The following is a 21178-nucleotide window of genomic DNA, read 5'->3' as shown; positions in this document are numbered from 1 at the left end:
CGGTCTGGGTGCGTTCCGATTCGTAGCGATTCGAGAGGTCTTCGCGATCTCTAACGATTTGCACAACGGATCACGACGACCATAGGAGGCAGACATGCTGGGAATTGGCATCATCGCGTGGATCATCATCGGCGGCCTGGCCGGCTGGATCGCCAGCAAGATCATGAAGACAGATGCGCAGCAGGGCATCATCCTCAACATCGTGGTCGGAGTGATCGGCGGCCTCATCGGTGGCTGGCTGCTCTCGCTGGTCACAAATCCTGAAGGCTTTGGGCTGATCCTCAGCTTCATCACCTGTGTCGCGGGCGCGTGCATCCTGCTGTTCCTCGTGAAGCTGGTGACCGGCCGCGGTCGTACCCGCGTCTGAGGTCCACCGGATTCGTCCGACTCAACTCCGCCCCGGCTCGACGTTCGCATCGAACGTCGGGCCGGGGCGGAGTCGTGTCTCGGCCGTGTCCGGTGCGCGCATGTGCGTACGTTGGATTGGGTACGAGAGTGGCGACCGCACAAGTGAGCAACCGAAAGTGAGCATCCAGTGACTCGAGTGGCGATCATCGGCGGACACGGCAAGATAGCGCTGCGGCTGGCGCGGATTCTGTCGGAACGCGGCGACGAGGTGACCTCGATCATCCGCAATCCCGAACACGCCGAAGACGTCGCGGACACCGGGGCCGTTCCCGTGGTCGCCGACGTCGAGACCCTCGACACCACCGGCATCGCCACCGCGATCTCCGGCCACGACGCGGTGGTGTGGACCGCGGGGGCCGGCGGCGGCGATCCGAAGCGGACGTACGCCGTGGACCGCGATGCCGCGATCCGGTCCATGGACGCCGCCGTGCGGGCCGGAGTCCGCAGGTACGTGATGGTGTCCTACTTCGGCGCCGGACCCGATCACGGTGTGCCCGAGGACAACTCTTTCCACGCCTACGCCGAGGCCAAGGCGGCTGCGGACACGTACCTGAAGTCCACGGAACTCGACTGGACGATCCTCGGACCCAGCAAGCTGACCGACGAGAACGGCACCGGCAGCATCACGCTCGGCGGCGACCGGGTCGAGGGTGACCAGGTCAGCCGGGACAACGTCGCCCAGGTCGCGGCGGCCGTTCTCGACCATCCGGCGTCGGTGCACGAGGTGATCGAGTTCAACGACGGCGACACCCCGATCCTCGATGCCTTCCCACGGTCCTGAGGAGCCGGATTCCCCTCTTGCCGCCGTTATCGCGGCTTGTCGCGCGATCGTCGGCGACGCGCATGTCCTCACCGACCCGGACGCCACGGCAGGGTTCCTGACGGACTGGACCGGGCGGTATCGCGGAGCGGCGGAGGCGGTGGTCCGGCCCCGCACCACCGACGAGGTCTCGCGCGTGCTCACCGAATGCGACCGGTCGGGCATCCGGGTCTGCGCGCAGGGCGGCAACACCGGACTCGTCGGCGGCTCGGTGCCACCGGCCGCCGCCGTCGGCGAGCGCTGGATCGTGCTGTCGACGGTGCGGATGACCGACATCGACGAGGTGGACACCGTCGGTCGTTGTGTCGGCGCCCAGGCCGGCGCGACCGTCGAATCCATCGACCTCCGCGCCGCGGCGCACGGCCTGTCGTTCGGTATCGACCTCGCCTCCCGCCAGAGCGCGACCGCGGGCGGGGTCGTGTCGACCAATGCCGGTGGGACGCGGATGATCCGGCGGGGCAACGCGAGGTCGCAGATCGCGGGGATCGAGGCCGTCCTGGCCGACGGCCGGGTCCTCCGCCGGTGGACATCCCTCGTCAAAGACAATGTGGGATACGACCTTCCAGCTCTCCTGGCCGGCAGCGAGGGAACCCTCGCGGTGATCACCCGGGTCCTGTTCCGGCTCGTCGCGCCGCCCTCGGCCGCCACCGTCGCGGTCGCCTCGATCGAGCGCGTCGAGGACGCCGTCGGGCTGATCGGCGCCGCATCGGCGGCGGGACTGACCGTCGAGGCCGCCGAATTGATGACCGAGGCCGGGGTCGCGCTCGTCGCCGACTACGGGCACCGGCGCCCGACGGCGACGCCGGGACCGTTCTACGTCCTTCTCGAGGTGTCGGGGACCGGGGACATCGAGACCGCGACCGCCGAGCTGCTCGGCGATGCGACCGGGATCATCGACGCCGTGCTCGCACGGGCGCCGGCTCGCGCCCTGTGGTCCGGTCGCGAGGGCCACACCGAGGCCATCGCCCGGTCGAGCGCGACGCCGGTCGTCAAGCTCGACATCTCGGTTCCGATCCGGGCACTGCCCGAGGCATTCGCCGAACTGTCCCGTGTGGGTGTCGAAAACGAATTTTCCTGTCGGCCAATTCTTTTCGGACACGTCGGTGACGGCAACATCCACGTCAACCTGCTCGACGTCCCGCCTGCGCAGGCCGGCGCGGTCACCGACCACGTGTTCGGGATCGTGGCCGCCAACGGCGGGAGCATCAGTGCCGAGCACGGTATCGGCCGCGCGAAGTCGGCGTGGACGCACCTCGGCCGCGACGCCACCGACCTTGCGACCATGCGCGCGATCAAGGACGCGCTGGACCCGCGGGGAACCCTGAACCCGGGGGTGATCTTTCCGTGAGGACCGAACCGGTGGACCGAACCCGGCGGCGCGGGCGGCGGGCGCACGGAAATCCTGCGATCATGCACGGGTGGCTGATGTGAACCTCGATGGGTTGACCGCACTGGCGGATCGCTACGGCGTCGCTTCCAGCTATGTCGGCTGGGGTGACGAGCGGCACGAGGTGGACCAGGACACATTGGTCGCGGTGCTCCGGGCGCTCGACGTCCCCGCAGGTTCGCCCGAGGAGATCGAGAACTCGATTCGCGAGATCGACGAACAACCGTGGCGTGAGTTCGTCCCCGCCGTGACCGTCGTGACCGAGGGCTCGGGAGCCACGTTCGCCGTGCATGTTCCGCACGGGCACCTGGTGAAGGTGTGGGTGGTCAGCGAAACCGGTGACGACGTCGCGGCCCCCCAACTCGATGTCTGGGTCGAGCCGCGCGAGGTCGACGGCGTGCTGATCGGCCGTGCGACGTTCGCCGTGCCCGACGACCTCCCCACCGGATATCACCAGATCAAGGCGATCGATCTCGACGATTCATCGGCCTCGAGCGCGCCCCTGATCGTGACGCCGCGCCGACTGCACACCGCCGACCGGCTGATCGGCCGGAAGCGATGGGGACTCGCCGCGCAGCTGTACTCGATCCGATCGGCTGACTCGTGGGGCGTGGGCGACTTCGCCGATCTCGCCGGGATCTGCGAGGTGGCCGCCAGCGCGTACGGCGCCGACTTCGTCCAGGTCAATCCACTTCACGCCGCCCAGCCGAAGGCGCCGATCGAGGCGTCGCCGTACCTGCCGGTGACGAGACGATTCGTCAATCCGCTCTACATCCGGATCACCGACATCCCCGAGCTGGACGGGCTGTCGAAGTCGCAGCGCAAGTGGGTCAAGGCGTTGAAGCGCAGCTTCCTCGACGAGAACACCGCGACCGACAAGATCCGGCGCAACAAGGCATTCCGAGCCAAGCTGGAAGCGCTCGAACTCATCTACGGCGTCCCGCTCGCCCCGGCTCGTGCGCACGCCTACCGCGCATTCCGGCGCCGGGAGGGGAAGGGCCTCAAGCGTTTCGCGACGTGGTGCGCGCTGGCCGAGCGGTACGACGCCGACGACCCGCGCTGGCAGGGCAAGTTCGCAGACCCCGCGTACATGAAGAAGAAGCGTCGGAAGATGGCCCGACGCATCGACTTCCACATGTGGCTGCAGTGGATCTGCGACGAACAACTGGCCACCGCCGCGCACGCGGCGCGATCGGCCGGCATGGAGATCGGTGTGATGGCCGATCTCGCGGTCGGGGTCGCACGGCACAGCGCCGATGCGTGGGCCCTCGGTGACGTGCTCGCCACAGGCGCGACGGTGGGGGCGCCGCCCGACGGTTTCAACCAGCAGGGTCAGGACTGGGACCAACCGCCGTGGCATCCACGACGCCTCGCCGAGGCCGGTTACGAGCCCTACCGCGACATGATCCGCACCGTCCTCCGACACGCGGGCGGTGTGCGCGTCGATCACATCCTGGGATTGTTCCGGCTCTGGTGGATACCCGACGGCAGCAGCCCGGCCCAGGGCACCTACGTGCACTACGACAGCGAGGCGCTGATCGGCATCCTGGCGCTCGAGGCGCAGCGCGCCGACGCGGTGGTCGTCGGCGAGGATCTCGGGGTGTTCGAACCGTCGGTGCAGGACTCACTCCGCGAACGCGGAATCCTTGGCACGTCGATCCTGTGGTTCGAACAGGGGCCCGACGCCGCGACCCCGCCCGAGGACTACCGCGAGCTGTGTCTGACCTCGGTGACAACCCACGATCTGCCCCCGACCGTGGGATATCTGGCGGGCGACCACATCACGCTGCGATCGCGGCTGGGACTGCTCGCCTCCGGGGAGGACGCGGAGCGGGCGCGCGATGCGCGTGAACGCGACGCCGTCCTCGAACTCGCCTACGAACGCGGCCTGCTGTCCCGGGATACCCCGCTGACCGACCCGAAGGTCGTCGATGCGTTGTATGCGGTGATCGCCCGCAGCCCGTCGGTACTGCTGAGCGTGGCCCTCGTGGATGCGGTGGGGGAGCGGCGAATCCAGAACCAGCCGGGTACCGACAGCAGTCAGTACCCGAACTGGTGTGTCCCGCTGGCCAATTCGGAGGGCGACGTCGTGCTCGTCGAGGACCTCGTCAGCAGCGTGCGCTTCCGCCGCCTCATCTCGGTGCTCAACGAGTCGGGCGTGCCAGGTTCCTGACCGAGACGATGGTCAGTACGAGTGCGATGAGGGCCAGCACGGCGACCCCGATGTTGAAGGCGATCCCGGCGGGCCGGAGACCCCAGTGCTGCGCGGTGATTCCCTGGCCGACGATCGGGATCGAGATCGCGACGTAGGCGACGACGAAGTAGGTCGAGGTGACCTCGGCCTTGCGTCCCGCCGGGGTCGCCGCCACCACCGACGCCAGTCCCTTGCTGAACGACATGCCCTGCCCCACACCGCAGATCACCGCTCCGCCGAGCAACGCCGGGGTCGATGCGGCGACCAGTCCCAGGATCGACAGGCCGGTCCCGAGGATGAGGATGGCGCAGCCGGCGATCAGGGCCGGTTCGGTCGGCATCCGGCGCACGACGATCTGGGTGACCGCCGAGGACGCGAACAGTACGAACACCAGGAAACCGGTGAATGCGTGGTCGTCGATGCCGAGGATGTTCGTGACGAAAGACGGCATCACGCCGGTGAAGGTGCCCATCACCGCGAACCCCGCGAAGGCCGCGATCGACGCCCGGACGAACACGCCGCGGATGTCGGCGGGGACCGACAGTCGCTGGATGCTCAACCGGGCGCCGGGGACGACCTCGACCGTCTCGGGCAGCCGCCAGATGCCGATGAAGACCAGCACCAGTAGCGCCAGATCGAATACGAACGGGGTGTGCAGCGGGGACGGGGCGTACTCCGCGAGAAGCCCGGCGATCAGCGGTCCGAGCCCCAGGCCGCCGATGTTGGCCGCGGTCGCCACGGCCGGAGCGCGTCCCCGCCACGACGCGGGGGCCAGTTCGATGACCGCGGTGGTGGCGGCGCCGGCGTAGATACCCGCGGACAGACCCGACAGCACCCGGCCCAGCAGCAACTGCCAGACCGGGCCCGCCGTGAGGAAGACGACGGCGCTGACCGCCGACAGGATCGCGCCGGCGATGAGCATCTTGCGCCGGCCGATGACGTCGGACCAGCGTCCGAAGCCGATCAGCGCGGCGATGACGCCGGCCGCGTACACGGCGAAGATCACGGTCGTGGTGGTCACGCCGAAACCGAGTTCCTCGCCGTAGATCGCGTAGAGCGGTGTGGGCAGCGTGGTGCCCAGCATGATCACGGCGAAGGCGTAGACCGCCGCGGCGAAGGATGCGCCGGTCGGCGCAGGGGAGGCGGGGGTATGCGAACGGTCAGACATGGCAGCTGACACGCTACCGCCGCGTCCGGGAGGGTTCGGCCCTGGTCTCCCGGCTGTGTGCTGGGTTACGGTAACTGTCGGTAACGGTAATTCAGGGTGAGCGAAGAGGGGGGTGTCGGATGCAACCAGAACTCGACGTCGTGATCGTGGGTGCCGGCTTCGGCGGGATGGGTGCCGCGATCGAACTGAAGCGACAGGGCTTGGACAACATCGCGATCCTCGAGCGGGAGGACGACCTGGGCGGGACGTGGCACGTGAACCACTACCCGGGACTCGCCGTCGACATCGCGTCGGTCACCTACTCCTATTCCTTCGAGCCCAACCCGTACTGGTCCCGGCTGTTCGCCCCCGGAGCAGAGCTGAAGCGTTACGCCCACCACGTCGCCGACAAGTACGACCTCAAGCGGCACATGGAATTCGGAACGGTCGTCGAGTCCGCGACCTGGGACCCCGACGAGCAGCTGTGGCGCGTCCGCACCGCGTCCGGCACCGAACGCACGGCGCGTTATCTGGTGACCGCGACCGGGTTCCTGTCCCAGCCGCACGTCCCGGAGTTCCCGGGCATCAAGAACTTCGCGGGCACGATCCTGCACACCGCGGACTGGCAGGACGGGTTCGACTTCACCGGTAAGAAGGTCGCCGTGATCGGTACCGGTGCGACCGCGGTGCAGCTCATCCCCGAGATCGCCGCCCGCGCCGAGGCCCTGACCGTCTTCCAGCGCACCGCGATCTGGGTGGTGCCCAAGATCGACTTCGCGATCCCGCCGCTCGTCCAGCAACTGTTCGGCCGGTTCCCGCTCACCCAGCGTGCTGCGCGACTGGTGAACTCGTCGCTTCTCGAACTGCTGATGGTGTTCGGCGTCCTGCACTACAAGCAGGTGAAGCCCGGCAACAAACTCGCCGCCCGACTGGCCCAGGCGCACCTGCGGCGCCAGATCGCCGACCCGGAACTACGGCGGAAGCTCACCCCGGACTACGACTTCGGCTGCAAACGCCCCACCTTCTCCAACACCTACTTCGCCAGCTTCGCCCAGCCGAACGTGACCCTGCAGACCAGTGGCATCGCCCGCCTCGAAGCCGGTGCGATCCTCGCCGCGGACGGCACCCGGACCGAGATCGACACCCTCGTTCTCGCCACCGGGTTCAACCTCTGGGACACCAACTTCCCGGCCTTCGACATCGTCGGCCGGGACGGGCGCAACCTCGGCGAGTTCTGGCGCGAGAACCGCTTCCAGGCCTACGAGGGCGTCACCGTCCCGAAGTTCCCGAACCTGTTGTCCCTCAACAGTCCTTACTCCTACAGCGGCCTGTCGTACTTCACGACCATCGAAGGGCAGATGAAGCACATCGCCCGCCTCTTCGGAGAACTGCGCCGCCGCGGGCAACGGACGTTCGAGGTGACCGAGGAGGCCAACGACGCCTTCCTCGACGAGGTGACCGATCGTCTGCAGTCCTCGGTGTTCTACAACGGGGACTGCGCGACGTCACGCAGTTACTACTTCAACCAGCACGGCGAGGCGACGCTGCTCCGCCCGGCCTCGACGCTGCGAACTCTCCGCGAGATGGACTCGTTCCCGTTGCGCGACTACGAGTTCAGCTGAGCGCTCCTCTCCGACAGCTGCCTGAGGAGCGCCCGGAGCTTGCGGAGGGCCCGCCCTCACGCCTTGCTCCCTGAGGAGCGCCCGGAGCTTGCGGAGGGCGCGCCCTCACCCCTTGCTCCCTGAGGAGCGCCCGGAGCTTGCGGAGGGCGCGTCACGAAGGGTTCAGCAACTCCGGCCCGTTGTTGGCGACGCGGTTGACCAGCGGGGCGACCTCGCGGATCGCGATCGCATCGACCAGCGACTCGGCGGGTGGGGCGAACAGCTCATCGGGTGCCCGGCCGTCCGGGTCGAGCCAGGCATCCCAGTGCTCGTACGGCATGATCAGCGGCATCCGGTCGTGGACGTCGCGCAGCTCCCCGACCGCGTCGGTGGTGAGGATGGAGCAACTGAGCAGCGGCTGGGCGGCCTTCTCGGACGACTCGGGGTCGGTCTTGGGGTGCCAGACCGACCACAACCCGGCCATGAAGAGCCGGGTCCCGTCCTGCGGCGACATGAAGAACGGGATCTTGGTGGGTTTGCCCTTGCTGTCGGCCGGACCCTTCTTCCACTCGTACCAGCCGTCCATCGGCACGAGGCAACGCCGCGACTTGACCGACGAACGGAACGAACTCTTCTCCGCGGCGCTCTCGGCGCGCGCGTTGAACAGCAGCGGCCCCTTCCCGACCTCCTTGGCCCACGGCGGCACCAGCCCCCAGCGCATCGCGCGGACGCGGAGCAGCGGATCGTCGTCGGGATCGTCGGGCGAGTGTCGCTTCACGACTGTCATCACGGTCGTCGTCGGCGCGACGTTGTAGTTCACGCCCGGTGACCGGGGCGCCACATCGAGATCGGTGGAGTCCGCACCCGCCGGCTCGGGTACCTCGTTGACCGCATCGATCTCCGCTGCCAGCTTCGCCGGGTCGGTGGTCACCGCATAGCGTCCGCACATGGTGTCCATGCTGCCCTAGTGGGTGCCCCGCCACCGGGATGAGTGGCCGTTCCGACAGCCGACGATCAGCCGACGGCGATGTCGGCGACGACGGCCTCGGTGACGGACACCAGATCGGCCGGGGCCAGCTCGATCTCGAGCCCGCGCTTGCCGGCGCTGCACAGCACCCGGTCGAAATGCGTGGCCGAGGAGTCGACGACGGTTGGCAACAGGGTCCGCTGGCCGACCGGGGACACGCCGCCGAGAACGTAGCCGGTGGTCCGGGTGACCGCCTTGGCGTCGGCCATCTTCGCCTTCGACGCGCCGAGTGCGGCGGCCGCCGATTTGAGCGACAGCTTGGCCGGCACCGGGACCACCGCCACCGCCAGGCCGGGCCGGTCCCCGCCGGAGAGTTCGATGACCAGCGTCTTGAAGATCTGCTCGGCACGGACACCGAGGGTTTCGGCGAGAGCGGCGACCGCCTCCGCGCCGTAGGCCTCCGATCGGGGGTCGTGCGCGTACCGGTGCACCGAGTGGTCGATCCGGGCGCGTTCGAGCGCGGCGATCGCCGGGGTGGACGCCATGGTCGGTTACCTCCTGGTCGTGAGCGGGGTCGCGGCTGAGCGCGTGCGCACGAGGCCGCGGTGATCCGCGCCGAGACGATCGCGGGGGCGGGCCGGGAACAAACCGCGCGGTGCGCTCTGTTGGGACTGATCGGACAACGGACGTATGAAGACGGACACGAAGGAGGTCAGAGGCATATGAGCACAGCGGCCGTGATGGAGCTCCCGCAGCGCGTCGAACCGAGGCCTCTCTCGGTGGGGGACGGGTCGGTAAGCTTGATCGACAACATCTCCGTGATGCCTCCCATCGAAGGGATCGTAGTGTCCGACACAGAAGCATCCGACACAGAGTCACCCGATTCCGGCCGTACCGGGAGCGCCAAGGCGCCTCGCCGGGCCGATCCGAACGAGTCGCCGGAACAGCTGACCGAGCGGTTCGAGCGTGACGCGCTGCCGCTGCTCGACCAGATGTACGGTGCCGCGCTGCGGATGACCCGCAACCCCGCCGACGCCGAGGACCTGGTCCAGGAGACCTACATCAAGGCGTTCACCGCGTTCGCGTCGTTCCGGGAGGGCACCAACCTCAAGGCCTGGCTCTACCGGATTCTCACCAACACCTACATCAACGGCTACCGCAAGAAGCAGCGTCAGCCCGCGCAGTACCCGACCGACGAGATCACCGACTGGCAGATCGCGGCGACCGCCGAGCACACCTCGCAGGGGCTGCGGTCGGCGGAGATCGAGGCGCTCGACGCCCTCCCCGACGACGAGATCAAGGCCGCGCTGCAGGAATTGCCGGAAGACTTCCGGATGGCCGTCTACTACGCCGATGTGGAAGGCCTGCCGTACAAGGAGATCGCCGAGATCATGGACACCCCGATCGGTACCGTCATGTCCCGACTGCACCGCGGTCGCCGTCAGCTGCGCGAGCTGCTGGCCGACGTCGCGCGTGAGCGCGGGTTCAATCGTTCCGCACGTGCGGCGGCGGATGCGGAGGTGGCGCGATGAGCGACGTCGATCCGGAGCTGACCCAGCTCGACTGCTCGGCCGTCATCGCCGATGTCTGGCTCCTGCTGGACAACGAGTGTGACCAGAACGCCCGGGAACGACTCCAGGGCCATCTCGACTCCTGCCCGTCGTGCCTGGCGCACTACGGCATCGAACAGCAGCTCAAGGCGCTCGTCAACCGGAAGTGCGGCGGCGACCAGGCGCCGCAGAGCCTGCGCGACCGTCTGCGCATCGAGATCCGCAAGACCGTGATCGTGCATGAGGTCTCCGAATCCGATCGCTGATCGCGTCGAGCTCGAGCACAACAACCACAACCCACGAAAAAGCCCGGGCGGCCTGTGAAGGCCGTACCCGGGCTTTTTGGCTTGCTCGCTCGCCGAGACCGCGTGGTGCGGTGATCAGGCGTTGGGGCGCTTGCCGTGGTTGGCAGCGTTCTTCTTACGAGCACGCTTCTTGCGTCCGCGCTTTCCCATGACGCATCTCCTTCATTGCGGGGCGGGCGCCGTGGGACCGGGCCCGCCGTGTACTGGTTCAGCTGTGCTGAGACAACCCTGGCATCGGCCGGGGAGGACATCCCTGGTGTCATCCGGGGAAGACATCCCTGGTGATCGGGACATCACAGTGTCTCAGGGATTCTCCCACGTACCAAAAACACCTCTGCTGACGCCCCCGGCACCGGGACCTCCGGGTACGACGCCGTGGGCTAATTTGGGTGCATGGCAGAAGACGTTGTGGCAGAGATCGTCGCGAGTGTCCTCGAGGTGCGCGTCGCCGCAGGGGAGCAGATCGAGGTCGGCGACACCCTGGTCCTGCTGGAGTCGATGAAGATGGAGATCCCCGTGCTGGCCGAGGAGCCGGGCACGCTCGCCGAGGTCAAGGTCGAGGTCGGCGACGTCATCCAGGCCGGCGATGTGATCGCCGTCTACGAGTAGTAGTGAACCGGCCCCGGCCCGTCGTCGCCCCCGTGTCCTGAGATGTCCACCCTCTCCGACCTGCTCGCCGAACACACCACGCTGTCCGACTCGGCAGCCGCGCATCTGCAGCGACTCGTCGCCGAATGGCAACTGCTCGCCGACCTCTCGTTCGCCGACCTCCTGTTGTCGGTGCGCACGGAGGCGGGCGCGGTCGTCACGGTCGCGCAATGCCGTCCCAACACGGCCTCGACGGTCTTCCCGACGGACGAGGTCGGCCGCGTCATCGACACCGAAGCACATCCACAGGTGTTGCGCGCCTTCACCTCCGCCCGCATCCTGCGCGACGAGGACCCCACCTGGTTCGGCGCGACGGCCATGCGGCAGGAAGCGGTTCCGGTCGGCTTCGACGGCGAGGTGATCGCCGTGGCGACCCGAGCTGTCGACCTCACCCACCCGCGCCTGCCGTCGCCGCTCGAACTCGCCTATCAGGACTCGGCCGACGATCTGTGCCAGATGGTCGCCGACGGCACGTTTCCGCACGAGGAGGGGAATCCGCGCGGGCTGTCGACGCCCCGCGCCGGCGACGGCTTCGTCCGTCTCGATGGACAGGGCCTCGTCACCTACACCAGCCCGAACGCGCTGTCGGCCTTCCACCGGATGGGGTGGACCGCCGAACTCAATCACACGCGCTTGTCCGACGTCGTCAAGCAACTCATCACCGAACCGTTCGAGGCCGACGACGTCGCACTGATGCTCGACATCGCGGCCGGCGTCGCCGAGATCCCGACCGGCCCCTACCGCGACATCGGGATGCGCGTGGAGGCAGACGCCCGCCGCGCGACGGCCCTGATCCGCGCCGTGCCGCTCCGTCCGCGGGGCGAGACGACCGGAACCGTCGTCCTGATCCGGGACGTCACCGAGGTCAAGCGACGCGACCGCGCACTCATCAGCAAAGACGCCACCATCCGCGAGATCCACCACCGGGTGAAGAACAACCTGCAGTCGGTCTCGGCGCTGTTGCGACTACAGGCGCGGCGCACGTCGAACTCCGATGCCCGCGAGGCGCTCAACGAGGCGGTGCGCCGAGTGGCCTCCATCGCGCTCGTCCACGAGTTGTTGTCGGGCAGCGTGGACGAGGAGGTCGACCTCGACGAGGTCGTCGATCGTCTGGTCCCGATCCTGGTCGATGTCGCGTCGGGGGAGGCGAGGGTGGCTGTGCGCCATCGCGATCGGCTCGGCGTGCTGACCGCCGAACTCGCGATGCCGCTGGTGATGGTCCTCACCGAACTCATCCAGAACGCGATCGAACACGGCTTCGACGGCGCGCCGCACGATGACGCCGAGATCGCGGTCGTCGCCGAACGGGATGTGCGCGGCCTTCGAATAGCGGTCCGCGACAACGGTTCCGGTCTTCCGGAGCATTTCGATCTGGCCACGTCCGACCATCTCGGCCTGCAGATCGTCAAGACCTTGGTGTCCATCGAACTGGGCGGTGAACTCGATGTCCGGTCCAATCCGGGTGGCCCGGGAACCGAAGTGGGTGTCTACATTCCGCTACGCTCGTGAGCCGTGGTCGCGGACCGCATTGTCTGACCGCGGTTTCCGCCGGACAGTGGGGACGAGTGCACGAAAAAACCCGGCCGTGGCCGGGTTTCTTCGAGTCCGGGACGACGCCGGCCGTCGAGGCCTAGACGCTGCTCCGGGTACGCGTACGTGCGGTACGGCGCTTGAGTGCGCGTCGCTCGTCCTCGCTCATGCCGCCCCACACTCCGGCATCCTGGCCGGACTCGAGGGCCCACGACAGGCAGTCGGCGGTGACGGGGCACCGCGCGCAGACGAGCTTCGCGTCGGCGACCTGTGCGATGGCCGGGCCGCTGGTCCCCACGGGGAAGAACAGTTCCGGATCCTCGTCGCGACAGATGGCCTTGTGACGCCAGTCCATTCCACTACTCCTTCGGGCGCGTTCGCACCACTCGATCGTCTTGCTGGTGATTGTCGGCTGTAACTCTCAGTTCACGCGGCGCACCAAATGTTTCCGCGTTGTTGCTTGTGAATACTTTCACGAATCGGGCCGAAGTCAATGGGTTTGCTTCACACGTGGGCAACATCACGTCGCCCGCCTAGCACTCCGGTCGCGGACTCCCGAAGGGGGGTCCGGGCACTTTGTCTCACGGCCTTGTTGTACCCTACGCGTCTCGCGGCGGTGCTGTCGACGACTTTCTGCAGGTCGGGACCCCGTCGCCGGTGAAAAACGCTCGTGACGTGGCCGGACGCCGAGGGTATTGTTCACCACATGCGCCGACGATGTTGATCCACACCGCCCCGGCGGCCCCACCGCAGGCTGACCGCCGCGGCGGTGGGCTCCGCCCTCCTCGAAGACCTCATCCCGCTCTACCCGCTGTACGCCGTCCTGTTCGCCGACCCCGGGATTCCGGGCGCCGGGCTCGGACCCGCCGAGATCTCGGCGCTGTTCGTCATCTGGTCGGTGTCGTCGGTGATCGTCGAGGTCCCCACCGGTGTGCTGGCCGACCGCGTGTCCCGACGCAAGCTGCTGGTCGCCGGTCCGCTGATCACCGCGTCGGGTTTCGCGCTGTGGACGGTGGCGTCGTTCGTCGCCTTCGCCGCCGGATTCGTCCTGTGGGCCCTCGGTGGAGCGTTGCGGTCCGGCACGACACAGGCGCTGGTCTACGACGAGCTGAACCGGCTGGGGCGCTCGCAGGACTACGCCCGACTGACCGGGCTCATGCGGGCGGCCGGGGCCGTCGGAGTGATCGGCGGCACCGCGGCGGCCGCACCGTTGTTCGCGTGGGGCGGTTACGACGCCGTGGGCGCCGCCAGCGTCGTCGCCTGCGTGTTGTGTTCGGTGATGTCGGCGATGCTGCCCGAGAAGGCTCGGGAGGCCGCCGATCCACCGGAACCCGAGGACGCGGACCCCGACCTCGGTTGGCGGGAGATCGTCCGCCACGGCTGGGGCTCGGTGCGGACGCAGCCGGTCGCACGGCGCATGTTGCTGCTGGGCGTGGCGCTGACCTGGGTCGCGGCGCTCGACGAGTATCTCCCGTTGCTGATCGCGTCGTTCGTGGTCGACGCCGCCGCCGAGCCCGATCCGGCGGCGGTCGCGCTGCTCATGATCGTGGTGTCGGCCGGTGACATCGGCGGCGCGCTCGCGGCGGGGCGGTTCCGGTCGGTCGACGCGATCGGGCCGGCGGTGGGGGTGGGCGCGGTCGTGTTCATCGGGTCAGCGCTGTGGGGGCACCCGGTGGGGGCCGCGGGCGTCGCGACGGCGTTCGGGATCCTGGGGTGGGCGCGTGTCGTGGCCGACGCCGAGCTGCAGGACCATCTGAGTTCGGCATCGCGGGCCACCGTCACCTCGCTGGCCGGGATGGGCGAGGAGGTGGTCGCGATCCTGGCCTTCGCCGGCTGGGCGTTGGGGTCGACATGGCTGGGTCCGGCCGGGCTCTTCGTGGCGGCGGCGCTGCCCTACGTCGTGATGTCGGCGGTGCTGATCGGCGGTGCGATGACCGTGAGGGCGTCGCGGCGATGACGAAAACGTATGTCGCGGAAGGCCCCGATGTAGTCGCCGTCCATCTGGACGTCGATGGGGGCCTCCGCGCGGAAGCACACCTCGTCGACGTCGTCATCCCGAAAGAGGTGGCGTGCCTTGGGATCTGCCTGTGACAGGAGTCGCGTCGCCAGTGGGAGGTTACGGAACACGCCGGTGGAGGTCGCCACGAACACCCCCAGGCCGGTGTGGAAACCGGTGCCGGGGTTGGTTCGGATCTCACGCGGTCCCAGATAGGTCCACGGGCTGGTGTTGGACACGAAACCGTAACGCGCGCCGACGATCCGGTCCCGGCCGGGGATCTCGACGTCGAACGTGGCCGACGAACCGGACTGCTTCAGGAAGCTGGTGATCGTGGTCCACAGGTATCGGGCCGGCGTCGCGGTCTTGCCCGCGTGCCGCTTGTCCTCCATCGCGTGGATGACAACCGCGTCCATGCCCATGCCCGTGTTGAACAGGAACCAGCGGTCGTCGGTGTGGCCGAGTCCGATCCGGCGACTGCGTCCCGCGTCGAGGAGGGTGATGATCTGCTGTGTCGCGAGCAGCGGGTCGGGATCGATCCCCAGCGTGCGCGCGAAGACGTTGGCGCTACCGCCGGGGATCACGGCCAGGGCGGGCCGCCGCCGGTCGGGATCGCTGCTCGACGGCGGGTCGAGCAGTCCGTTGGCGGCCTCGTTCACCGATCCGTCGCCGCCGTGCACGATGACGGTGTCGAAGTCCTCGGCCGCGGCGCGCGCGGCGAGCTCGAACGCATGCCCGCGGTGCGTGGTGAGTTCGACGTCGAGGTGGAAATGCGCGCTCAGGGTGTGCGCCAGCGCGTCGCGGCCGGCCGGACTGGTCGCGGTGGCGAACGGGTTGACGATGAGCATGACACGCACGACACCCGAGGATATGGGGTCGTCGCCGCCCGCGCGTAATCGCGCGGATGTGTACGGCGCCATCGCTCCGGTGCGCACACCCGCGGAGGTCCGCGCGAGAGGACCAAATATCCTGGGACGGTGAGCACCGAGAACGGCCGTCCGGAGTCCGACACCGATCCGTTGGTGACCCCGCGCCAGATCAAGATCGCGGGTGCGGTGACCACGCTGCAGGGTCTGGCCGGTGTTGCGGTCGCGGTGATCCTGGTCGTGCGCGGCCTGGCCGGGCACGAGGAGACCACCATCAGCGGCTACGGCACCGCGGCCTGGTTCGGCATCATCGGCGGGGGAGTACTGGTCGGCGGTCTGGCGCTGCTCTCGGGGCGGCGGTGGGGACGCTCGATCGCCATGGTGGCGCAGATCCTGCTGCTGCCGGTGGCGTATTACCTGTTCACGAGCGGATGGCCGGTGTTCGGCGTGCCGCTGGCGCTCGCGGCGCTCGCGGTCCTGGTGATGCTGTTCAGTCCGGCGTCCATGAGGTGGCTCGCCGACGAGCTCGAACCCGAGCGCTGACATCCTCCTCCGGCCGGTTCTCCTCCGTCCGGGTACGCCGCGCAGCCGAGGTGGACTCTCATCCGACGATCCACGCCCGGGCGGTCGTACAGTAGGGCGCATGACGCGCATCCTCGCGATTGCCAATCAGAAGGGTGGGGTCGCCAAGACCACCACGGTGGAGTCCCTCGGTGCCGCCCTCGCCGATCTCGACGTCTCGGTCCTCGTCGTCGATCTCGACCCGCAAGGGTGTCTCACCTTCTCGCTCGGGCACGATCCCGATCAGCTCACCTCCTCGGTCCACGACGTGTTGCTCGGTGACGAGGAGATCGCCGATGTCCTGCTCGACACCGAGGACAAGGTCACCTTGCTGCCGGCGACCATCGACCTGGCCGGCGCCGAGGCGCTGCTGTTGATGCGCCCGGGGCGGGAGTATGCCCTCAAGCGTGCACTCGCGGAGGTGAGCGAGGACTTCGACGTCGTGATCGTCGACTGCCCGCCGTCGCTCGGCGTCCTCACGCTGAACGGTCTCACCGCGGCCGACGAGGTGATCGTGCCGCTGCAGTGCGAGACGCTCGCCCATCGCGGCGTCGGACAGTTGTTGCGCACCGTCCGGGAGGTCCAGCAGATCACCAACCCGAACCTCACGATGCTGGGTGCGGTGGCCACCCTCTTCGACGCCCGGACCACGCACAGCCGCGACGTTCTCGCCGACGTCGCCGATCGGTACGACCTGCCGGTGCTCGACCCGCCCATCCCGCGCACAGTGCGTTTCGCCGAGGCCTCCGCCTCCGGGACGTCGGTCATGCGGGGCCGAAAGAACAAGGGCGCGACGGCATATCGCGCGCTCGCCGAGAATCTGTGGAAGCACTGGGAGGCGGGCGCCGAGGTCGGCACCTTCGAGGTCTGACAGTCGGGTCTGCGGTCGGGGGCCGTGGGGGTCAGCCCGGGCCGAAGGCCTCGATCCGGGGTCCGTGCTGTTCGACGACGATGTCGCCGAGGACACGCAGACTCACCACGGGCGCGGCCGGTTCGCTCCGGGCGAGCGGGATGGACCGGACCTCCCGGCCGGTCGCGACGTCGCGGACGCTGATCCCGGTGGTACTCGGCAGCAGGAGCTGTCCCGCCATCATCTGGCCGGGTCCCAATGTGCCGGGGACCTGGTAGATCGGATTCAGCGTCTGGGCATTCAGGACGACGGTCGCCTTCCCGGTCCAGTAGGTGACGATCCCGTCGGAGGAGATCGGGGCGCTGCCGGCGGGTGGCGTCGAGTCGCCGGCGACGGTGTTGGTCCCCGCCGCGTTCGCGTCGGTGTCGAACCGGCGGATCGCCGGCCCGCTCTCGGCGTCGAACGTGGGCGGTTCGGCCGGTGCGGCGCCACCGTCGTACACGGCGATCCCCGACGACGACATCGCGATGACCACGGGCGGCGGTCCGCTCACGTCGCCGGTGATGAGGGTCGACCCGTACTGTTCGACCTTCTCGTCGTCGCCGAGTACCGCGCCGAGGACCGTGAGCCGATACCCGGGGTCGTCGGCGCAGCGTTCGACGACGGCCACGCGATCTCCCGACACCACCGACGAGAACAGCTCGCAGTCGACGCGATCGGGCGCGTCCTCCGGTCGGACCGGCGCCTCGACCCGGCCGTATTCGATTCCGCGAACGAGATTGGAACCCCAGGTCTCCATCCGGCGGGGGCCCTGCGCGACGACGTACCCCGAGTCGGTCGCGAGCCGGACCTCCGGGTCGGCGTCGCTGGTGCGGGCGCCCTTCCGGCTGCCGGTGCCCGCATCGAGCGCGGTCACCTCCGAGCAGCCGCGGCTGTTGCGGTACACGGCCAGCGCCAGATCGGCGCTCCCGGTCCAGGCGGTGCCGACCGCACACAGGTCGAGATCGCGGCTGTACGACCAGAGTTCGCGACCGGTGGCCGGGTCGTGCCCGACCACCCGTCCGCCGTTCCCGGTGACGACGGCGGAGGTGCCGATCGCCGGGGCGCGGGTGGCGTCGGAGTCGGCCCGCCAGCGCGCGACGAAACTCGCGGACACGGACTGTGCCGGCTGCACCGCGGCGGGTTCGGCCGCGGCCGGCACGCTCGCGGTGTGGCGAACCGGGCTGAGGGCCCAGGCGGTGACGCACAGGGCCGCGACGACGACCACGATGGCCGCGGTGACCGCGAGATCGATCGGGCGGCGCCGTTCGGGCCTGACTCGTGCCACGCGGGTCAGCCGGTGGTCAGTCGGCGACAGCTGCCGTGGACTCCGACGCGCCGGCGTCGGACGCGGCGGTCTGCTCGCCGGCGGGCTTGCGGTTGGCGCCACCTCGACGGCGACGACGGCGGCGCGGCTTCGCGGTGCCGTCAGCGGCAGGCGTTCCGGCGTCGGCGCCGGACTCGGTCGTCGTGGTCTCGCTTGTCGTGGTCTCGGCGGCCGATTCGGTGGACGTCCCATTGGCGTCCGTCTGCCCGCCCCGGGTGCGACGGCGAGTGCGGGTCGAGCGCTTGCGCGGCTCGCGGTCCGCGCGCGTCTCCCGCGTCTCGTCGGGGTCGCGCGGCGGCTTGGCGGCGGCGATCCGCCCCGTCTTCGACTCGTCGATCGACAGGTCCGACCGGAGGTGTTCCGACGTCGAGTAGGTCTCCGGCGGATCGGGGATACCGAGATTCAGCGCCTTGTCGATGAGCTCCCAGCGGTGCAGCTCATCCCAGTCGACGAGGGTCACCGCGATGCCCGTGCGCCCGGCGCGACCGGTACGGCCGATGCGGTGCACGTAGGTCTTGTCGTCTTCGGGGCACTGGTAGTTGATGACATGGGTGACGTCGTCGATGTCGATGCCGCGGGCGGCCACGTCGGTGGCGACCAGCACGTCGATGGTGCCGTCGCGGAACCGCTTGAGCGCCTTCTCGCGGGCGACCTGGCCGAGATCGCCGTGGACCGCGCCGACCTTGAAGCCGCGCTCGGCGAGATCGTCGGCGACCTTCTGCGCGGTGCGCTTGGTGCGGGTGAAGATCATCGTGGCGCCGCGACCCTCGGCCTGCAGGATGCGGGCGACGAGCTCGGCCTTGTCCAGCGCGTGCGCCCGGTAGGCGTACTGCTTGGTGCGGTCGTGGACCGCGGAGTCGTTGGCGTTCTCGGCCCGGATGTGGGTCGGCCGGTTCAGGAACGTGCGGGCCAGGGTGACGATCGGACCGGGCATGGTCGCCGAGAACAGCATCGTCTGACGAGGCGTCGGCAATGCGGACATGATGCGCTCGATGTCGGGCAGGAAGCCGAGGTCGAGCATCTCGTCGGCCTCGTCGAGGACCAGGATCGACACCTTGCCGAGGACGAGGTGGCCCTGCTGGGCGAGGTCGAGGAGCCGGCCCGGGGTGCCGACCACGACGTCGACGCCGGACTGCAGCTCGGCGATCTGCGACTCGTACGGACGGCCACCATAGATCGAAGTGACCTTCAGGGGACGCTTCGTGCCATCGGCCAGGGTGACCTCGAGCGACGGCGCCGCCACCTGGAGATCGCCGGTCACCTGCACGCACAGCTCGCGCGTGGGCACGATGATCAGCGCGCGGGGCGTGGTGTCCAGCGGACGGACCCCGGACTCCTCGGCATGGGCGAGCCGGTGCAGCAGCGGGATGCCGAAACCGAAGGTCTTGCCCATGCCGGTGCGGGCCTGGCCGATGAGGTCGTGGCCTTCGAGCGCCAGCGGCAGGGTCAGTTCCTGGATCGCGAAGGTGTGGGTCTTGCCGTCTGCGGCGAGGGCCGAGACGATACGGTCGTCGACGCCGAGCTCGGCGAAGGTGGGGGCGGTGTGGGTGTCGTCGACGATGGTCGTCTGCACGGCGGAATCGCTCATGTGCGGTTGTGTGCCTTTCTGGGCCGGTCTGCGCGCGATGTGTTTCGGTGCGCGCACGGAGAAGGCTCGAAAGTGCACGCGCATATGTCGTAGTGGCACCGGGGATGTGACCGGGTATCGCGAGGAACTCGCAGTTCGGCGAGCAACGCCGTCGTCACATCCACACGCTCGCGCCGGCGAGCACGCGCTCGACGCGCAGCTCAGCGGGCAAGCGACGGGGGTCCCGTCGGAGTGCACCGCCGTCGAGTGTACTTGGTGCCCCGCGGCGGCCCGCTACCATCACCTCATGGCGCCTGCATCCGACCCGTCCGAGTCGACCCCGTCACCTGCGACGTCCACCTCGGTGGCGTCGGCCGAGATGCGGGATTCGGCGATCGGGAAGCTGTTCGCCGTGCTGCTCGCCGGCGAGTTCGCCGCGTTCCACCGGCTCATCGAGGAGTCGGCGATGGCGCCGGATGTGCCCAGCCGCATCGCGATCGCCCGGATGGCGGCCTCCGAGGTCGGCCACTTCGACCGGCTCGCCGAGCGGGTGGAGGCGATGACCGGCCTCGGCGCCGCGGAAGCCGTCGAGCGCTACCGTTCGGTGTTCGATCAGTATCACCGCGCGACGACGCCGAAGACCTGGTACGAGGCGCTGGTCAAGGCGTATGTCGGCGACGGACTCGCGGCCGACTTCTACGCCGAGCTCTCCGACATGCTGCCGCCGGACTCGCAGGCCGTGATGGCCGAGGTGATGTCGGAAACCGCCAACTCCCAGTTCGCCCGTGACCAGGTCCGGGCGGCCGTCGAGGCCGACCCGTCGATCAAATCGGCCCTGGTGCTGTGGGGCCGCCGGCTACTCGGCGAGGCCATCACCCATGCGCAGTGGGTTCTCGCCGCCGAGGAAGAGGTCACCGATCTGCTCTTCGCCGGGGCCAGTTCGCTGACCGGCGTCGCCGGGTTCTTCGACGTCGTCGCCGGCAAACACGCCGAGCGGATGGCCGACCTCGGCCTCGCCTGACCCGGACCTGACCACGGCGGTCTCGGCCGACGGTGTTTCGCTCTGAGCGGAGTGGCTGTCCCGCCGTACCCCGGCTGCACTAGCCTTGTGCGGCAAGCGTTGACAGACACCGAGGAGGGCGGCACATGGCCGTGGAAGTGAAGATCGGCATCACCGACAGCCCGCGGGAGCTGACCATCGCGTCGACCCTGACCAGCGACAAGGCCTTCGCCGAGGTCGAGGCGGCACTGGGTGGCGAGCAGCAGCTGTTGTCCCTCGTGGACGACAAGGGCGCCCGCTACCTCATCCCGGTCACCAAGATCGCCTATGTCGAGGTGGGCGCGTCGGAGAACCGCCGCGTCGGATTCGGTTCCTGACCGGCCGCACAACCAGATCGACGAGAAGGGGCCTGTAC

At 68.9% G+C, this 21178-nt stretch carries 22 protein-coding genes; 14 read left to right on the top strand and 8 right to left on the bottom strand.

Annotated features, from left to right (window positions below):
- Positions 1-94 precede the first annotated feature (94 nt).
- The 4 genes from MVF96_RS17550 to malQ all read left to right on the top strand — a co-directional run bounded on the left by MVF96_RS17550 (position 95) and on the right by malQ (position 4788).
- Complete coding sequence (locus MVF96_RS17550; RefSeq protein WP_247449863.1) at positions 95-367, top strand: GlsB/YeaQ/YmgE family stress response membrane protein; 273 nt, start codon at positions 95-97, stop codon at positions 365-367.
- A 168-nt stretch (positions 368-535) separates the two neighbouring features.
- Positions 536-1189, top strand: a complete 654-nt coding sequence (locus MVF96_RS17545; RefSeq protein WP_247449861.1) for an SDR family oxidoreductase — start codon at positions 536-538, stop codon at positions 1187-1189.
- Entirely contained in the window at positions 1170-2576 is a 1407-nt protein-coding gene (locus tag MVF96_RS17540; protein WP_247449859.1) for an FAD-binding oxidoreductase, read from the top strand. Before MVF96_RS17545 ends, MVF96_RS17540 begins: the two co-directional genes overlap by 20 nt.
- A 79-nt stretch (positions 2577-2655) precedes the next feature.
- On the top strand, positions 2656-4788 hold the full coding sequence (malQ, locus tag MVF96_RS17535; protein WP_247452130.1) for a 4-alpha-glucanotransferase: 2133 nt from the start codon (positions 2656-2658) through the stop codon (positions 4786-4788).
- Here malQ and MVF96_RS17530 read toward each other — a convergent pair.
- Entirely contained in the window at positions 4760-5977 is a 1218-nt protein-coding gene (locus MVF96_RS17530) for an MFS transporter (RefSeq protein WP_247449857.1), read from the bottom strand. The genes malQ and MVF96_RS17530 overlap by 29 nt on opposite strands.
- Before the next feature lie 119 nt (positions 5978-6096).
- On the opposite strand from MVF96_RS17530, the gene MVF96_RS17525 reads away from it, so the two are divergent.
- Positions 6097-7578: a flavin-containing monooxygenase gene (locus tag MVF96_RS17525; protein ID WP_078113360.1), complete on the top strand. Its 1482-nt coding sequence runs from the start codon at positions 6097-6099 to the stop codon at positions 7576-7578.
- A gap of 151 nt (positions 7579-7729) precedes the next feature.
- Here the strand turns inward: MVF96_RS17525 and MVF96_RS17520 are convergent, their stop codons facing one another.
- Positions 7730-8506, bottom strand: a complete 777-nt coding sequence (locus tag MVF96_RS17520) for an SOS response-associated peptidase (RefSeq protein ID WP_247449855.1) — start codon at positions 8504-8506, stop codon at positions 7730-7732.
- A gap of 65 nt (positions 8507-8571) precedes the next feature.
- Positions 8572-9069: a Cys-tRNA(Pro) deacylase gene (gene ybaK / locus MVF96_RS17515; protein ID WP_068971504.1), complete on the bottom strand. Its 498-nt coding sequence runs from the start codon at positions 9067-9069 to the stop codon at positions 8572-8574.
- Positions 9070-9246: 177 nt separating this feature from the next.
- Between ybaK and MVF96_RS17510 the strand changes: the two genes are divergently transcribed.
- Together MVF96_RS17510 and rsrA are read left to right on the top strand one after the other, a co-directional pair.
- Entirely contained in the window at positions 9247-10056 is an 810-nt protein-coding gene (locus tag MVF96_RS17510; protein ID WP_058251904.1) for a sigma-70 family RNA polymerase sigma factor, read from the top strand.
- Entirely contained in the window at positions 10053-10340 is a 288-nt protein-coding gene (gene rsrA / locus MVF96_RS17505; protein WP_055475556.1) for a mycothiol system anti-sigma-R factor, read from the top strand. Before MVF96_RS17510 ends, rsrA begins: the two co-directional genes overlap by 4 nt.
- A gap of 114 nt (positions 10341-10454) precedes the next feature.
- On the opposite strand, the gene MVF96_RS24685 is transcribed toward rsrA, so the two are convergent.
- Positions 10455-10529, bottom strand: a complete 75-nt coding sequence (locus MVF96_RS24685) for a 50S ribosomal protein bL37 (RefSeq protein WP_369758845.1) — start codon at positions 10527-10529, stop codon at positions 10455-10457.
- Between the two features lie 243 nt (positions 10530-10772).
- On the opposite strand from MVF96_RS24685, the gene MVF96_RS17500 reads away from it, so the two are divergent.
- Both MVF96_RS17500 and MVF96_RS17495 read left to right on the top strand, forming a co-directional pair.
- Positions 10773-10988, top strand: a complete 216-nt coding sequence (locus MVF96_RS17500) for a biotin/lipoyl-binding carrier protein (protein WP_055475555.1) — start codon at positions 10773-10775, stop codon at positions 10986-10988.
- A 42-nt stretch (positions 10989-11030) separates the two neighbouring features.
- Positions 11031-12536, top strand: a complete 1506-nt coding sequence (locus tag MVF96_RS17495; protein ID WP_065631872.1) for a sensor histidine kinase — start codon at positions 11031-11033, stop codon at positions 12534-12536.
- Positions 12537-12657: 121 nt separating this feature from the next.
- On the opposite strand, the gene MVF96_RS17490 is transcribed toward MVF96_RS17495, so the two are convergent.
- Positions 12658-12912, bottom strand: coding sequence for a WhiB family transcriptional regulator (locus MVF96_RS17490; protein ID WP_004023450.1), 255 nt, complete (start codon positions 12910-12912; stop codon positions 12658-12660).
- 414 nt (positions 12913-13326) lie between these two features.
- Between MVF96_RS17490 and MVF96_RS17485 the strand changes: the two genes are divergently transcribed.
- Positions 13327-14514 (top strand): MFS transporter, encoded by a 1188-nt coding sequence (locus MVF96_RS17485; RefSeq protein WP_247449853.1) that lies wholly within the window; start codon positions 13327-13329, stop codon positions 14512-14514.
- On the opposite strand, the gene MVF96_RS17480 is transcribed toward MVF96_RS17485, so the two are convergent.
- Positions 14451-15401 carry a diacylglycerol/lipid kinase family protein gene (locus MVF96_RS17480; RefSeq protein WP_175401173.1) on the bottom strand — a complete coding sequence of 317 codons (951 nt, stop codon included), beginning with the start codon at positions 15399-15401 and terminating at the stop codon, positions 14451-14453. The two genes, MVF96_RS17485 and MVF96_RS17480, sit on opposite strands and share 64 nt — an antisense overlap.
- A gap of 129 nt (positions 15402-15530) precedes the next feature.
- On the opposite strand from MVF96_RS17480, the gene MVF96_RS17475 reads away from it, so the two are divergent.
- The gene (locus MVF96_RS17475; RefSeq protein ID WP_058251900.1) at positions 15531-15962 is read left to right on the top strand and encodes a hypothetical protein; all 432 of its coding nucleotides are present in this window, start codon (positions 15531-15533) and stop codon (positions 15960-15962) included.
- A gap of 100 nt (positions 15963-16062) precedes the next feature.
- Positions 16063-16851, top strand: coding sequence for a ParA family protein (locus tag MVF96_RS17470; RefSeq protein WP_055475550.1), 789 nt, complete (start codon positions 16063-16065; stop codon positions 16849-16851).
- Between the two features lie 31 nt (positions 16852-16882).
- On the opposite strand, the gene MVF96_RS17465 is transcribed toward MVF96_RS17470, so the two are convergent.
- Both MVF96_RS17465 and MVF96_RS17460 read right to left on the bottom strand, forming a co-directional pair.
- Positions 16883-18157: an Rv3212 family protein gene (locus MVF96_RS17465; RefSeq protein WP_247449850.1), complete on the bottom strand. Its 1275-nt coding sequence runs from the start codon at positions 18155-18157 to the stop codon at positions 16883-16885.
- Positions 18158-18173: 16 nt separating this feature from the next.
- The gene (locus MVF96_RS17460; protein ID WP_058252014.1) at positions 18174-19784 is read right to left on the bottom strand and encodes a DEAD/DEAH box helicase; all 1611 of its coding nucleotides are present in this window, start codon (positions 19782-19784) and stop codon (positions 18174-18176) included.
- Between the two features lie 286 nt (positions 19785-20070).
- Here MVF96_RS17460 and MVF96_RS17455 point away from each other — a divergent pair, with 286 nt between their 5' ends.
- Positions 20071-20784 (top strand): ferritin-like fold-containing protein, encoded by a 714-nt coding sequence (locus MVF96_RS17455; protein ID WP_083207443.1) that lies wholly within the window; start codon positions 20071-20073, stop codon positions 20782-20784.
- A gap of 125 nt (positions 20785-20909) precedes the next feature.
- On the top strand, positions 20910-21140 hold the full coding sequence (locus tag MVF96_RS17450; protein WP_247449849.1) for a DUF3107 domain-containing protein: 231 nt from the start codon (positions 20910-20912) through the stop codon (positions 21138-21140).
- Positions 21141-21178 lie beyond the last annotated feature (38 nt).

The sequence above is a fragment of the Gordonia hongkongensis genome, assembly GCF_023078355.1.
GTDB lineage: Bacteria > Actinomycetota > Actinomycetes > Mycobacteriales > Mycobacteriaceae > Gordonia > Gordonia hongkongensis.
The sequence above is the reverse complement of the archived record's forward strand: the minus strand, read 5'-3'. Positions and strand labels throughout refer to the sequence as shown.

Bases quoted from the DNA above. Each gene is read 5' to 3' on its own strand.
- MVF96_RS17550 (WP_247449863.1), top strand. From the start codon at position 95: ATGCTGGGAATTGGCATCATCGCGTGGATCATCATCGGCGGCCTGGCC.
- MVF96_RS17540 (WP_247449859.1), top strand. From the start codon at position 1,170: ATGCCTTCCCACGGTCCTGAGGAGCCGGATTCCCCTCTTGCCGCCGTT.
- MVF96_RS17530 (WP_247449857.1), bottom strand. From the start codon at position 5,977: ATGTCTGACCGTTCGCATACCCCCGCCTCCCCTGCGCCGACCGGCGCA.
- MVF96_RS17525 (WP_078113360.1), top strand. From the start codon at position 6,097: ATGCAACCAGAACTCGACGTCGTGATCGTGGGTGCCGGCTTCGGCGGG.
- MVF96_RS17520 (WP_247449855.1), bottom strand. From the start codon at position 8,506: ATGTGCGGACGCTATGCGGTGACCACCGACCCGGCGAAGCTGGCAGCG.
- ybaK (WP_068971504.1), bottom strand. From the start codon at position 9,069: ATGGCGTCCACCCCGGCGATCGCCGCGCTCGAACGCGCCCGGATCGAC.
- MVF96_RS17510 (WP_058251904.1), top strand. From the start codon at position 9,247: ATGAGCACAGCGGCCGTGATGGAGCTCCCGCAGCGCGTCGAACCGAGG.
- rsrA (WP_055475556.1), top strand. From the start codon at position 10,053: ATGAGCGACGTCGATCCGGAGCTGACCCAGCTCGACTGCTCGGCCGTC.
- MVF96_RS17500 (WP_055475555.1), top strand. From the start codon at position 10,773: ATGGCAGAAGACGTTGTGGCAGAGATCGTCGCGAGTGTCCTCGAGGTG.
- MVF96_RS17495 (WP_065631872.1), top strand. From the start codon at position 11,031: ATGTCCACCCTCTCCGACCTGCTCGCCGAACACACCACGCTGTCCGAC.
- MVF96_RS17490 (WP_004023450.1), bottom strand. From the start codon at position 12,912: ATGGACTGGCGTCACAAGGCCATCTGTCGCGACGAGGATCCGGAACTG.
- MVF96_RS17480 (WP_175401173.1), bottom strand. From the start codon at position 15,401: ATGCTCATCGTCAACCCGTTCGCCACCGCGACCAGTCCGGCCGGCCGC.
- MVF96_RS17470 (WP_055475550.1), top strand. From the start codon at position 16,063: ATGACGCGCATCCTCGCGATTGCCAATCAGAAGGGTGGGGTCGCCAAG.
- MVF96_RS17460 (WP_058252014.1), bottom strand. From the start codon at position 19,784: ATGAGCGATTCCGCCGTGCAGACGACCATCGTCGACGACACCCACACC.
- MVF96_RS17455 (WP_083207443.1), top strand. From the start codon at position 20,071: ATGGCGCCTGCATCCGACCCGTCCGAGTCGACCCCGTCACCTGCGACG.
- MVF96_RS17450 (WP_247449849.1), top strand. From the start codon at position 20,910: ATGGCCGTGGAAGTGAAGATCGGCATCACCGACAGCCCGCGGGAGCTG.